Annotated in this window: 14 protein-coding genes and 1 riboswitch; of the genes, 12 read left to right on the forward strand and 2 right to left on the reverse strand. The window is 73.9% G+C overall.

Features of this window, described 5'->3' with window-relative positions; translation table 11 throughout:
* The first annotated feature begins 146 nt into the window (after positions 1 to 146).
* A riboswitch (SAM riboswitch) is annotated at positions 147 to 260 on the forward strand.
* Between the two features lie 41 nt (positions 261 to 301).
* The 11 genes from FB558_RS02905 to FB558_RS02950 all read left to right on the forward strand — a co-directional run bounded on the left by FB558_RS02905 (position 302) and on the right by FB558_RS02950 (position 10,725).
* On the forward strand, positions 302 to 1,657 hold the full coding sequence (locus FB558_RS02905; protein ID WP_142047836.1) for an aminotransferase class V-fold PLP-dependent enzyme: 1,356 nt from the start codon (positions 302 to 304) through the stop codon (positions 1,655 to 1,657).
* 110 nt (positions 1,658 to 1,767) lie between these two features.
* Positions 1,768 to 2,607, forward strand: a complete 840-nt coding sequence (locus tag FB558_RS02910) for a pentapeptide repeat-containing protein (RefSeq protein ID WP_142047838.1) — start codon at positions 1,768 to 1,770, stop codon at positions 2,605 to 2,607.
* A 90-nt stretch (positions 2,608 to 2,697) separates the two neighbouring features.
* Positions 2,698 to 2,820 (forward strand): putative leader peptide, encoded by a 123-nt coding sequence (locus FB558_RS45630; protein WP_425467962.1) that lies wholly within the window; start codon positions 2,698 to 2,700, stop codon positions 2,818 to 2,820.
* Between the two features lie 69 nt (positions 2,821 to 2,889).
* Positions 2,890 to 3,765: a TauD/TfdA dioxygenase family protein gene (locus FB558_RS02915; protein ID WP_142047840.1), complete on the forward strand. Its 876-nt coding sequence runs from the start codon at positions 2,890 to 2,892 to the stop codon at positions 3,763 to 3,765.
* 363 nt (positions 3,766 to 4,128) lie between these two features.
* On the forward strand, positions 4,129 to 4,803 hold the full coding sequence (locus FB558_RS02920; RefSeq protein ID WP_246106475.1) for a glycine betaine ABC transporter substrate-binding protein: 675 nt from the start codon (positions 4,129 to 4,131) through the stop codon (positions 4,801 to 4,803).
* Complete coding sequence (locus FB558_RS02925; protein WP_142047842.1) at positions 4,800 to 6,011, forward strand: quaternary amine ABC transporter ATP-binding protein; 1,212 nt, start codon at positions 4,800 to 4,802, stop codon at positions 6,009 to 6,011. Before FB558_RS02920 ends, FB558_RS02925 begins: the two co-directional genes overlap by 4 nt.
* 1 nt (position 6,012) lies before the next feature.
* Positions 6,013 to 6,888 carry an ABC transporter permease gene (locus FB558_RS02930; protein ID WP_142047843.1) on the forward strand — a complete coding sequence of 292 codons (876 nt, stop codon included), beginning with the start codon at positions 6,013 to 6,015 and terminating at the stop codon, positions 6,886 to 6,888.
* Positions 6,889 to 6,933: 45 nt separating this feature from the next.
* Positions 6,934 to 8,106, forward strand: coding sequence for a macrolide family glycosyltransferase (locus tag FB558_RS02935; protein WP_142047845.1), 1,173 nt, complete (start codon positions 6,934 to 6,936; stop codon positions 8,104 to 8,106).
* Between the two features lie 34 nt (positions 8,107 to 8,140).
* The gene (locus tag FB558_RS02940; RefSeq protein ID WP_142047847.1) at positions 8,141 to 9,373 is read left to right on the forward strand and encodes an aromatic amino acid transport family protein; all 1,233 of its coding nucleotides are present in this window, start codon (positions 8,141 to 8,143) and stop codon (positions 9,371 to 9,373) included.
* Between the two features lie 10 nt (positions 9,374 to 9,383).
* On the forward strand, positions 9,384 to 10,271 hold the full coding sequence (locus FB558_RS02945) for an acetamidase/formamidase family protein (protein WP_170231160.1): 888 nt from the start codon (positions 9,384 to 9,386) through the stop codon (positions 10,269 to 10,271).
* 31 nt (positions 10,272 to 10,302) lie between these two features.
* The gene (locus FB558_RS02950) at positions 10,303 to 10,725 is read left to right on the forward strand and encodes a YkvA family protein (protein ID WP_142047851.1); all 423 of its coding nucleotides are present in this window, start codon (positions 10,303 to 10,305) and stop codon (positions 10,723 to 10,725) included.
* Between the two features lie 48 nt (positions 10,726 to 10,773).
* On the opposite strand, the gene FB558_RS02955 is transcribed toward FB558_RS02950, so the two are convergent.
* Together FB558_RS02955 and FB558_RS02960 are read right to left on the reverse strand one after the other, a co-directional pair.
* Entirely contained in the window at positions 10,774 to 11,202 is a 429-nt protein-coding gene (locus tag FB558_RS02955; RefSeq protein ID WP_170231161.1) for a DUF3237 domain-containing protein, read from the reverse strand.
* A 131-nt stretch (positions 11,203 to 11,333) separates the two neighbouring features.
* Positions 11,334 to 11,849: a CGNR zinc finger domain-containing protein gene (locus FB558_RS02960; protein ID WP_246106226.1), complete on the reverse strand. Its 516-nt coding sequence runs from the start codon at positions 11,847 to 11,849 to the stop codon at positions 11,334 to 11,336.
* Positions 11,850 to 11,948: 99 nt separating this feature from the next.
* On the opposite strand from FB558_RS02960, the gene FB558_RS02965 reads away from it, so the two are divergent.
* Complete coding sequence (locus FB558_RS02965; RefSeq protein ID WP_142047855.1) at positions 11,949 to 12,827, forward strand: alpha/beta fold hydrolase; 879 nt, start codon at positions 11,949 to 11,951, stop codon at positions 12,825 to 12,827.
* Positions 12,828 to 12,842 lie beyond the last annotated feature (15 nt).

Consider the following 12,842-nt stretch of genomic DNA (forward strand, 5'->3'; position numbering starts at 1 on the left):
GTCCACCCTCCGCAACCGGTGCTCGGAGCTAAGATCGCCGGCCTTCCGCTGTCAAGCCACCGGGCCGCACCCGCCGACGTCACAACGGCCGTGATCGCCGGGATCGGCTTGACCGGCCCCGCCGCACGCCCGTAACCTGCGCGCCAGGTCAAGAGCGCCAGCGCCAAGCCCCGGCTCGCTGGCCGGCAACCCTCCTCCGCGGTGGGGTGCTCCGGGTGACGACCAGGCCGCCGTGCAGACACGGCCGGCAAGCGCGGACCCGAGCGCCGTCCGGGTCCTGGAGAGGGTCCGGAGGACCGTCATGACCGCTGTGCTGCCCACCCGTCCCGCCGTCTGCGCGCCCGCGCTCCCCCGCGTGGTGGGCGCGGACCTGCAGGTCCCGCTCGTCACCGGCGAGCGCGTCCGCTACGCCAACCTCGACCTCGCGGCCAGCGCGCCCGCGCTCGAGGCCGTGGCCGAGCACGTCACCGCGCTGCTGCCCTACTACGCCAGCGTGCACCGCGGCGCCGGGTACGCCTCGCAGGTCAGCACCACGGTGCTGGAGCGGGCGCGCGAGACCGTGGGCCGCTTCGTCGGAGCGCGCGAGGACGACGTCGTGGTGTTCACCCGCAACACCACCGACGCGCTGAACCTGCTCGCCGGATGCGTGCCCGGCCCTGTGCTCCGGCTCGACGTGGAGCACCACGCGAACCTGCTGGCCTGGGGGCCGGGGCGGGTGCTGCGCGCGGCCGGCACCGTCGAGCAGACGCTCGCCGACCTGCGGCGCGCCCTGGCCGCCGACCGGCCCGCACTGCTGGCGGTCACCGGTGCCTCCAACGTCACGGGCGAGGTGCTGCCCCTGGCCGAGATCACCGCGCTCGCGCACGCCGCGGGCGCCCGGGTCGTGGTCGACGCCGCGCAGCTCGCGCCGCACCGCCGGATCGACATCGCCGCCGACGGCGTCGACTACCTCGCGCTGTCCGGCCACAAGCTCTACGCCCCCTACGGCGCCGGCGCACTGATCGGGCGCCGTGACTGGCTCGACGTCGCCCCGCCCCACCTGGCCGGCGGCGGCGCCGTGCGCGCGGTGCGCGTGCCGGACGCCGAGGGCGTCACCGAGGTGACCTGGGCGCCCGCCCCGCACCGCCACGAGGCCGGCACGCCCAACGTCCTGGGCGCCGCCGCGCTCGCCGAGGCGTGCCGCCACCTCGAGGCCGGCCTCGACCCCGCCCACGAGGCCGCGCTGCTCGCCCGACTGGAGGCGGGCCTGGCCGCGATCCCCGGCGTGCGCACGCTGCGCATCTGGCCCGACAGCGCCGACCGGGTCGCCGTCACCACGTTCGTCGTCGAGGGCCGGCCCGCCGGGCTCGTGGCGGCCTACCTGTCCGCCGAGCACGGGATCGGCGTGCGCGACGGGAAGTTCTGCGCCCACCCGCTGCTGCAACGCCTCGCCGGCACCGAGGACGGGTGCGCCGTGCGGGCCAGCTTCGGCATCGGCACCACGGCCGCCGACGTCGACCGGCTCGTGGACGCGCTGGAGTGGCTGGTCACCGACGGCCCGGCGTGGAGCTACGCCGTGGTCGACGGCCGCTGGAGTCCGACGCCCGACCCCCGTGACCTCGACCCGCTCGGCGTCGGCCCCACCACCAGTCCCCCGCGGCCCGCCTGCGGCCACTGACGCCAGGCTCCCACCCGACGAACGGCACCCTCGTCGGTACCTAGCCGACGAAGGTGCCGTTCGTCATGCGGATCCCGCTCCGGCGACAGGCGCGAGGGACAATGGGGGTGATGTCCTCTCCCGTCCCCGCGCACCTGCACGCCGACTGTTCCCGCTGCGCCGCGCTCTGCTGCACCGCCCTGCCGTTCGCCGCGTCGGCCGACTTCGCCGCGGACAAGCCCGCCGGCACCCCCTGCCGCAACCTGCGCGACGACTTCCGGTGCGGCATCCACGGGCAGCTGCGCGAGTCGGGCTACCCGGGCTGCACCGTCTACGACTGCTTCGGCGCAGGCCAGCAGGTCGTGCAGGTGACGTTCGGCGGGCGGGACTGGCGCCGCAGCCCGGACGAGGCTGCGCGGATGTTCGCGGTGTTCCCCGTGATGCGCACGCTGCACGAGCTGCTCTGGTACCTCACCGAGGCCCGCGCGCTGCCGCAGGCGGCGCCGTTGCACGACGAGCTCGACGCCGCCCTCGCCGCCACGGACCGGCTCACCCGCCTCGATCCCGCCGGCCTCGTCGAGCTGGACGTCGAGGCGCACCGCCGCGAGGTGAGCGAGCTGCTGCTGCGCGTGAGCGAGCGGGCCCGGCCGCGGGGCCGCAACCACCGGGGCGCCGACCTCGTCGGCGCCGCCCTGCGCGGGGCCGACCTGCGCGGGGCGAACCTGCGCGGCGCCCTGCTCGTGGGTGCCGACCTGCGGGAAGCCGACCTGCGCGGCGCCGACCTCATCGGGGCCGACCTGCGCGGCGCGGACCTCGCGGCCGCGAACCTCACCGGCGCGCTGTTCCTCACGCAGGCGCAGCTGGCCGCGGCCCGCGGCGACGCCCGCACGGCGCTGTCGGAGCCGCTCGTGCACCCCGCGCACTGGCCGCAGCGCGCGGAACCCGCACGGCGCCGCCGCCGCAGGCGCTGACGCCCGCTTCGTCCGGACATCTGCGCCTACCCGGCTGTTCCTCTGTCCGGACAGGCGCGCCGGGACACCTCGCCTGCGTCCACGATCCGGATGCCTCGTTGCGTTCGCGCCCGATGCGCGGTGAGGATCGCGGACGTGCCCGCCGCCCTGGTCCTCGTGGGACGCATCCACGTCGACCTGTGTCGCCTGCAGGCCGGCGCGCTCTGTCGCTGAGCGCCGCCCCCACGTCTTCGCGCCCCGTCCCGCGGACCCGCGCGTCCTGCTCTTGCCCGAAGGAGCCCCATGACCCGCACGCTCGCCGCCCCCACCCTCGACGTCGACCGCCTCGGCCCCGGCTTCGGCGCCGCCGTGCGCGGTGTCGACCTCGCCACCGCACCGGACGCGGTGATCACCGAGGTCCGGGCCGCGCTGACCGCCCACAAGGTCCTCTTCTTCGCCGACCAGGACCTGGACCCCGACGCGCAGGTGGCGCTGGGCAACCGGCTGGGCACGCTCACCGCGTCCCACCCGGTCGTCCCCGGCATCGACGAGGCGCACGCCGAGATCTACGCGCTGGACAGCGCCGACAACGGTTTCGCCGACGTCTGGCACACCGACGTGACGTTCGTGCGCAGGCCGCCGCTGGGGTCGATCCTGCGGGCCGTGACGCTGCCACCCTCGGGTGGCGACACGAACTGGGCGGACCTGGAGCTCGCCTACGCCTCGCTGTCCGCGCCGGTCCGCGACCTCGCCGACCGGCTCACCGCCGTGCACGACGGCACCCGCGAGTTCGGCTACTACCTCGCGCAGCGCAGGGGCGGCGAGGGCAGCCTCTGGGACGGCGAGCGCTACCGCGGCCTGGAGCCCGTCGAGCACCCGGTGGTGCGGGTGCACCCGGAGACGGGCCGCCGGTCGCTGTTCGTGAACCCGGGCTTCACCAGCCACATCGTCGGGGTGTCCGACGCGGAGAGCCGGTTCCTGCTGGACCTCTTCTACACCCACATCACCAAGCCCGAGCACGTCGTGCGGCACCGCTGGCGGGTCGGCGACGTCGCGATGTGGGACAACCGGGACACCGCCCACTACGCGAACCGGGACTACGGCGATGCGCGGCGCGTCATGCACCGGGTCACGCTGCGCGGCGACGCGCCCATCGGGGTACTCCCCGGGAAGCCCTGACGGCCTGCGGGTTTCCTGCGGACCTGCTTGGGTGATGCCCTGCCCTTCGACGGAAGGACCCCGACATGCTCGGTTCGTTCCGGCGCCGCCGCGGTGGCGCGCTCTGCGCGGCGGTGGCCGCGACGGTGTTGCTCGCGTCCTGCACCGGCGCCCCTGCCGACACCACCGGCGATGGGGAGTCCACGTCGGGCGAGGGCGTCACGGTCGCGGCCGTCGAGTTCCCGTGGAGCGCCGCCGCCCTGACCAACGCGATCCTCTCCGAGGTGGTGGCCAGGAACCCCGGACCTGGGCGTCGCCGGGATCGAGACGACCGCGCTCGGGCCCGCACCGGCGTGGGCGGGCGCCCAGCGCGGGGACGTCGACCTGCTCACCGAGGTCGCGATGCCCAACCAGCAGGAGCTCGCCGAGTCCGCCGCGGACCGGGTGACGATGGTGCACGAGACCTACGGCGGCGCCGCCCAGGGCTGGTTCGTGCCCACCTACGCGACCCGGCCCGGGCAGCCGCTCGAGGGGCTGACCAGCGTCACGCAGCTGAACGACTACGCCGCCGCCCTCGGCGGCCGGCTGGTGGACGCCGACCCGAGCTGGGTGACCACCGAGCAGAACGCGAAGCGCCTCGCGGGCTACGGGGTGAACCTGGAGCAGGTGACCGCCAGCGAGGCCGCGCAGCTCGCCGAGCTGCGCCGGGCGTACGAGCGCCAGGAACCGATCCTGGTCTACCTCTACCACCCGCACTGGGTGTTCGCGGAGTTCGACATGACCCAGCTGCAGGAGCCGACACCGTTCCAGCCGGGCTGCTTCACCACCGGTGACGGGGCCTGCGCGATGCCGGACTACTCGGCGTGGACGGCGGCGAGCACCGACCTGCAGCAGGAGGCACCGGCCTTCTACGCGATGCTGCAGCGCTTCGAGCTCCCGCTGGCCGACATCGAGACGATGCTGCGCCGCGTCGACGTCGACAGCGAGTCGCCCGACGCCGTGGCGACGGAGTGGGTCGAGGCCAACCCCCAGGTGGTGCAGCAGTGGCTGGCGGGATGACCACGCAGTCCCCGGCCATCCGGTGCCGGGAGCTGACGAAGGTCTTCGGTCCCGCGGCGGCGGTGCGGCAGGCGCTGGCGATGGCGGGCGACGGCGCCGAGCGCGCCGCGGTGCAGGAGCGCACCGGCGCCACCCTGGCCGTGCAGGACGTCTCGTTCGCGGTGGAGCCCGGGGAGCTGTTCGTCGTCATGGGCCTGTCGGGCTCGGGAAAGTCGACGCTGGTGCGCCTGCTCAACCGGCTGATCGAGCCCAGCAGCGGCTCCATCGAGGTGGGCGACCGCGAGCTGGGCGGGCTCGACGACGCCGAGCTGCGCGACCTGCGCAACCACCACATGAGCATGGTGTTCCAGCACTTCGCGCTGCTGCCGCACCGCACGGTGCTGCAGAACGCCGCGTACGCGCTGCAGATCCGCGGCGTCGGCGACGCCGACCGCCGGGAGCGCGCGCAGTGGGCGCTCGACCAGGTCGGTCTCGGCGACCGCGGTGACGCGCTGCCGGGCCGGCTCTCCGGGGGCATGAAGCAGCGGGTGGGGCTGGCGCGAGCGCTCGCCGCCGACACCGACGTGCTGCTGATGGACGAGCCGTTCTCCGCCCTCGACCCGCTGATCCGCCGCGACATGCAGGCGCTGCTGATCCGGCTGCAGGAGCAGCTGGACAAGACCATCGTCTTCATCACCCACGACCTGAACGAGGCGATGCGCCTCGGCGACCGGATCCTGCTGCTCAAGGACGGCCGGCAGGTGCAGCTCGGCACCGGTCCGGAGATCCTGGCGCACCCCGCCGACGACTACGTCGCCGACTTCGTCTCCGACGTCGACCGCAGCCGGGTCCTCACCGCGGAGGACGTCCTGCGCGAGGCGCGCCTCGTGCTGCGGGTGGACGAGCGGCCCGACGACGCGCTGCGCCGCATGGGCACGCTCGAGACCACCGACGCGTACGTGGTCGACCAGGAGCAGCGGATCCTCGGCGTCGTGCACGACGAGTGGCTCGCGCACGCCGCACGCAACGGCCACGACACCGTGGGCCGCGACGGGCTGCGCCACGACTTCGCCACCACCGAACCCGACCGCCCGCTGATCGACCTCATGGATCGCCTCGGGCGCCACGCCGTGCCGATGGCCGTGATCGACCACCACGAGCGGCTGCTCGGCGTCGTGCCCCGGGCCGCAGTGCTCGCCTCCCTCTCCGCCGCGCCGACCAGGAGCTGAGATGCCGCGGATCGACCTGGGCGCCGCCGTCGAGCAGTTCATCACCTGGCTGCTGCAGACCGTCCCCGGCCTGTTCGACGCGATCAGCGCGGTGCTGACCGTGCTGGTCGACGCGATCACCGCGGTGCTCCTCGGACCGTCGTACCTGGTGTGGATCGCGGTGTTCGGCGTCGTCGCGCTGCTGGCCCGCGGAGTCGGTCTCGCCGTCTTCACGGTCGTGGCGTTCCTGCTCGTCGCGTCCATGAACCTGTGGCCCGAGACGATGGAGACGCTGGCGGTGGTGCTGGTCGCGGCCGTGCTCGCCACCGCGATCGGGGTGCCGCTGGGGATCTGGGCCGCGCAGAACCGCACCGCGAGCACCGTGCTGCGCCCGGTGCTGGACTTCATGCAGACGACGCCGGTGTTCGTCTACCTCATCCCCGCCGTGTTCTTCTTCGGCATCGGGGTCGTCCCGGGCGTCGTCGCCACCACGATCTTCTCGATCCCGCCCGCCGTGCGGCTCACGGAGCTCGGCATCCGCGGGGTCGACGCGGAGGTCGTCGAGGCCGCGCACGCCTTCGGCGCGCACCCGCGCCAGATCCTGCGCGAGATCCAGCTGCCCATGGCCCTGCCCACGATCATGGCCGGGATCAACCAGGTGATCATGCTGGCGCTGTCGATGGTGGTCGTCGCCGGGCTCGCGGGCGCCGACGGCCTGGGCAGCGTCGTGGTCCAGGCGGTCACCCAGCTCGACATCGCCGCGGGTTTCGAGGGCGGCCTGGCCGTCGTCATCCTGGCGATCTTCCTCGACCGCCTCACGGCCTCGTTCGCGCAGCGCCCGGCCCGCGGGCTGTGGCGGCGGCTGGTGCCGCAGCGCAGGCCCGCGGCGGTCGCCTGACCAAACCGGGTGCGGCCGGGCGCACCGCTTCCTACCCTGGCCGGCGTGCCGAAGCACCTGTTGTTCGTCGCGCTCGCCGGCCACGGCCACGTCACGCCGACGCTGCCGCTCGTCGAGGAGCTCGTCCAGCGGGGGCACCGGGTCGACTACGCCACGTCCGAGGAGTTCTGTGACGCGGCCCGCGGCGCCGGGGCGCGCTGGGTGCCCCTGCCGCCGCTCCCCCCGTTCGTCCCGCCCGCCCGGGTCGACGCGGGCATGATCGCGTTCTGGTTCCGGCACTACTTCCGCGCGCTGCGCGCGACCTACCCCGTGCTGCTCGAGCACGCGCGCACCGAGCGCCCGGACGGGATCTGCTACGACGTCACGAACTGGCCCGCCCGGCTCGTGGCCGCCGAGCTGGACATCCCGGCCGTGCGCTGCATCCCGAACCTGGCCGAGAACGAGGAGTACTCGCTCGACGCGCAGATGCTGGCGGGCATCCCGCCCGCGCACCCCGAGATGGCCGGCCTCGCCGCCGACTGCGCCGACTTCTCCGCCGAGCACGGCGTCGACCTGGACGTGGCGGGCACGATGGACGTCACCGAGGCGGTGAACCTGGTGTTCGTCCCCCGGGAGTTCCAGCCGCACGGCGCGACGTTCGACGGCCGCTTCCACTTCCTCGGTCCCCTGCTGGGCCGCCGCGAGCAGCGAGAGCCGTGGTCACCGCCCGCCCCGGACCGCCCGCTCCTCTACGTCTCGCTGGGCACGATCTTCACCGAGCAGCCGGAGTTCTACCGGACCTGCCTCGAGGCCTTCGGAGGTGGGGACTGGCAGGTCGCGATGACCGTGGGCGGCACCGACCCGGCGGCGCTCGGCCCGATCCCGCCCGCGTTCGAGGTCCGGGCGCGCTTCCCCCAGCTCGCGGTCCTGCGCCACGCCTCCGCCTTCGTCACCCACGCCGGGATGGGCTCCACGATGGAGGCACTGGCCCACGGCGTCCCGCTGGTCGCCGTCCCGCAGATGCCCGAGCAGGTCGCCAACGCCGACCGGGTGGTCGAGCTCGGGCTCGGCGAACGGCTGGACCCCGCAGCCCTGACCCCGGACGTCCTCGCGGAGGCGGTCGCCCGCGTCGCCTCCGACGGGCGGATCCGGGCGAACGTCGCCCGCATGCGCCGCAGCGTCGCGGACGGCGGCGGGGTCGTGCGGGGCGCCGAGGTGGTCGAGGAGCACCTCGGCTGACCCGCTCCGCGCGGCGCGCGAGAGGATCACCGTCGTGACGGAAGCCGAACAGCCCGACGCCCGACGGTTCGCGGGCCTGAGCCGGGAACGGATCACCTTCTGGCAGGGCGTCGCGATCATCTTCGGCGCGAACATCGGCGCGGGCATCCTCAGCCTGCCCTACGGCTCCCGGACGGGCGGCTTCCCGGCGCTGCTCCTGGCGCTGCTGGTCGCCGGGTTCCTGACGACCGCGTCGATGCTCTACGTCGCCGAGGTGGCGCTGCGCACGGACACGCCGCTGCAGCTGTCCGGCCTGGCCCGCAAGTACCTCGGCAACACCGGCTCCTGGCTGATCTTCGCGGGCATCTCCGTCAACGGGCTCGGCGCCCTGATCGCCTACGCCAGCGGCAGCGGGCAGATCCTCGCCGACCTGTTCGGGATCCCGCAGGTGCTCGGCAGCCTGCTGTTCTACGTCCCGGGCGTCGTGGTCGTCTGGCTGGGGCTCAAGGCCACCGGCCGCTCCGAGCAGGCGATCACGGCCGGCATGGTCGTGCTGATGGTGGTGCTGGTGGGCTGGACGCTGCTCGGCCCCGGGGTCGAGGGTGCCAACCTGGTCTACCTGCGCCCCTACTTCATCATCCCGATCGTGAACCTGGCGGTGTTCGCGTTCATCGCCCAGTACACGGTGCCCGAGCTGGCCCGCGGCCTCGCCCACTCCCCCCGGGCCCTGCCGCGCGCGGTGATCGCCGGGATGTGCGCGACCGGGTTCTTCCTCGCTCTGGTGCCGCTCGCGGCGCTCGGCATGATGGGCCCGGACGCCATCACGCCGGTCGTCACGCTCGCGTGGGCCGACCGGCTCGGGCCGGTCGCCTACTACTGCGCCAACGTGTTCGCCCTGCTCGCAATGCTCACGTCCTTCTGGGCGATCGGGCTGACGCTGCTGACCAACATCTTCGACCGGTTCTCCTGGCCCGCCACCGGATCCGTCCGGCACCGCCTGATGGGCGTCGCGCTCGTGGCCGTGCCGCCGTTCCTGATCGCGGCGCTCGGGCTGGCCGGGTTCGTCTCGGCGCTGGGGTACGCGGGCGGCTTCGCCGGCGCGATCATGTCGATCATCCCGGTCCTGATGCTGCGCCGGGCGCGCTCGCGCGGGGACCGCGAGCCGGAGTGGCAGGCCGGCTGGGTCGCGCACCCCGTCGTCCAGGTGCTGCTGGTCGCGGTGTTCGGGTTGGCGTTCCTGTACTCGCTGCTGACGATCGTCGGGCTGGTCCCGCAGGGCTGGGCCTGAGTTGCAGGTAGTGCGCGCGACCGCCGCCGTCACCCGTTTCGGCCCGCGGTACGAGCCCGCGGCGACCGTCGGCCTGGGTGAGAGCTTCACCCTCGAGACGGTGGACTGCTACGACGGGCAGTTCACCTCCGCCGACGTCCTGCGGCCGGACATCGACATGACGCGGTTCAACCGCGCCACCGGACCGGTCCACGTCGAGGGCGTCGCGCCGGGCGACTGGGTCCGCGTGAACGTCGAGGACGTCGAGGTGCGCGGGCCGGGCGTGATGGCCGTGGCCCCCGGGCTCGGCGTGCTGGGCGAGCGCGTGGAGCAGGCGTCGACACGGCTGCTGCCCGTGGCGTCCGGCCGGGTGTGGCTCACCGAGCAGGTCGGGGTCCCGCTGGATCCGATGATCGGCATCATCGGGGTGGCGACCGACGGTGAGACCGTCCCGTCGTCGGTTCCGGGCCGCCACGGGGGCAACCTCGACACCAAGCTCGTCCGCGCCGGCGCGGCGGTGGCGTTCCGGGCGAACCAGCCCGGCCTCGGCCTCGCCGCGGGAGACCTGCACGCCGTGATGGGCGACGGCGAGCTCGGCGGGACGGGTGTGGAGATCGGCGGCCGCGTGCGGCTGTCGGTCGAGCGGCTCCCCCGGCACGAGGGGACCTGGCCGTTGCTGTTCTCGGCCGACGCGGTGCACGTGCTGGCCAGCGCCACCACCGTCGACGAGGCGGTGCGGGCCGGCTTCGCCGAGGCCGTGCGGATCGTCGCCGCCGGGCACGACATCGCGTGGCCGGACGCCTACCGCCTCACCAGCATCGTCGCCGACCTGCAGGTGAGCCAGGTCGTCAACCCGCGCGTGACGGTGCGGGTGCGGCTGCCCCGGCAGTGGTGCCCCGCCACCTGGACCGGCGCGTAGTGGAGCGGGCCGCGACGGGGTACACCGAGCCGTGACCGGCTCCTTCTGGTGGGACCTCGGCATCGGCCTCGTCGCCACCGTGGCGCTGGTCTGGCTCGCCCTCGTCCTCGTCCTGCTGCGCGTGCGTCCCGCAGGCGGGCTGCTGCGGGAGGCGCTGCGGCTGCTCCCCGACGTCCTGCGCCTGGTCCGCAGGCTGGCGGCGGACGAGACCCTTCCCCGCGGCGTCCGCGTGCGCGTCGCGCTGCTGCTGGCCTACCTGGCCATGCCGTTCGACCTGGTGCCCGACTTCATCCCCGTCCTGGGCTACGCCGAGGACGCCATCATCGCCGGCGCCGTGCTGCGCGGTGTCATCCGGCGCGCCGGGATCGACGCGGTGCGGGCCCACTGGCCGGGCACCGAGGACGGCTTCGCCGTCGTCGTGCGGCTCACCGGCGTCGACCGGACGGCGGGCTGACGCCCGGGCCTGCGGGAGTCCCGGCGCCCGGCCCGACCCGGCAGCGCCTCAGCGCACCTCGTACCACTCGTAGTCGAGCGACAGATCGTCCTGGACGACCCCCTTGCCGATCGCCTGGATGCGGTTGATCCACGCGTAGCGTTCGTCACCGGTCTCGAAGCGCGGGGCGACGTAGATCGTGATGGGTGGCTCCAGACCGTTCGACACGTCGGCCCGGCCGGTGTACTGGCCGAAGATGATCGCGCCGTCATCGGTGCGGAACGTCACCCGGATGTCGAGCGAGGCCGTGCCCTCGGCCCCGATGACCAGCCAGTCCGCGGCAGCGGAGCCCGTCACCTCACCGTTGAGCCGATCCCCCTCCAGCTTCGCGGTCGCGACCTCGAAGATCAGTCGCGTTCCCGCCGGTCCGGCGCCGACCTCGATCGGCGGCTTGAGCTGGACCCGAAGCGTGCAGAGCGGCACGAGTTCGAGCGCCATCGCGCCTCCTCGGAATCGAGAACGGCCGATCCTCCCAGCGGAGGACATCGCTCGACATACGCAGACCTACGCATGGCCGGGCACCGCCGGGGACCGGAGACCGCTCCCGGGGCGGCGGTCCGACCGTCCGTTCATCGTCCCCCGCGGGCGCGCTCGTAGTGGCGGCGCGCCTTCAGCCGGTTCCCGCAGATCTTCATCGAGCACCAGCGCGCCGTGCCCGGCTTGCTGCGATCGAGCAGGAACAAGCAGCACTCCTCGTTGGCGCAGGGGCGCAGCCGACCGGGCATCCGTTCCTGCACCTGCCCCCACGCCACCAGCACGCGCGCCGCTAGGCGTTCGGCGTCCTCGACGGCGAGCCGCCACGTGAGCCCCGCGTCGCCGATCTCGGGGCGCAGGTGGACGTCGGCGAGGAGCGGCGCCAGCACGGTCGCGGGGTCGACCCCCCGGACCACCGCCTGGAGCCGGTCGCGGACCCGCCGCAGCCGGGCGACCTCGGCCGTCGATCCCGTTCCGCCGCGGTCCCGCACCCATGCCGACGCCTCGTCCCCGTCTCCCAATAGGTCCTGCGGGCTGCCGTCGACGACCGGGGTCGTGTTCAGCAGCTCGAGGAGCAGCAGCTCGTCCGCACGCGTCGCCAGGTCGGGCACGCGACCATCCTAACCGCTTGCGAGGACTTGACAAGTTAGGCGACGAGCGGTGGGATGCGCAGGGCAAACAACCACCAAAACTCTCGTTAGAGGTTAGAGATGACCGAGACCCACCACCGGACGGCGGAAGTCGACGGGCAGCGCGTGTTCTACCGGGAGGCCGGCCCCGCCGACGCGCCCGTCGTACTGCTGCTGCACGGCTACCCGACCAGCTCGCGGATGTTCCGGAACCTGATCCCCGCCCTTGCCGACCGCTACCACGTGATCGCGCCGGACCACATCGGCTTCGGGCGGTCCGCGACCCCGCCGGTCAGCGAGTTCGCCTACTCCTTCGACGCGCTGACCGACGTCACCGAGGCCCTGCTCGACCAGCTGGGCGTCGAGCGGTTCGCGATGTACGTGCAGGACTACGGCGCCCCCATCGGCTGGCGCCTCGCGCTGCGCAGGCCCACCGCGGTCACGGCGGTCATCAGCCAGAACGGCAACGCCTACGACGAGGGCTTCGTCGGCTCCTTCTGGTCACCGCTGTGGGCCTACGCGCAGGCGCCCGGCCCCGACACCGAGGGCCCGGTCCGCGCCGCCCTCACCCTCGACGCGATCCGGTGGCAGTACCTCACCGGCGCACCCGAGCCCGACCTCGTCGACCCCGACACCTGGACCACCGACCACGCCGAGGTCAACCGGCCCGGCAACCCCGAGATCCAGCTCGCGCTCTTCCGCGACTACGCCTCCAACCCGCCCCTCTACCCGGCGGTGCACGAGTACTTCCGCACGAGCCGGGTCCCGCTGCTGGCGATCTGGGGCCGCGGCGACGAGATCTTCGACGCGGCCGGGGCCACCGCCTTCGCCCGCGACCTGCCCGACGCCGAGATCCACCTCATCGACGGCAGCCACTTCCTGCTCGAGAGCGCGCTCGACACGGCCGTGGGGTACATCCGCGGCTTCCTCGGGCGCACCGTCGGCGCCCCGCACCGCTGACGACGCATAGGATCA

The sequence above is a fragment of the Pseudonocardia kunmingensis genome (genome assembly GCF_006716445.1).
Lineage (GTDB): Bacteria > Actinomycetota > Actinomycetes > Mycobacteriales > Pseudonocardiaceae > Pseudonocardia > Pseudonocardia kunmingensis.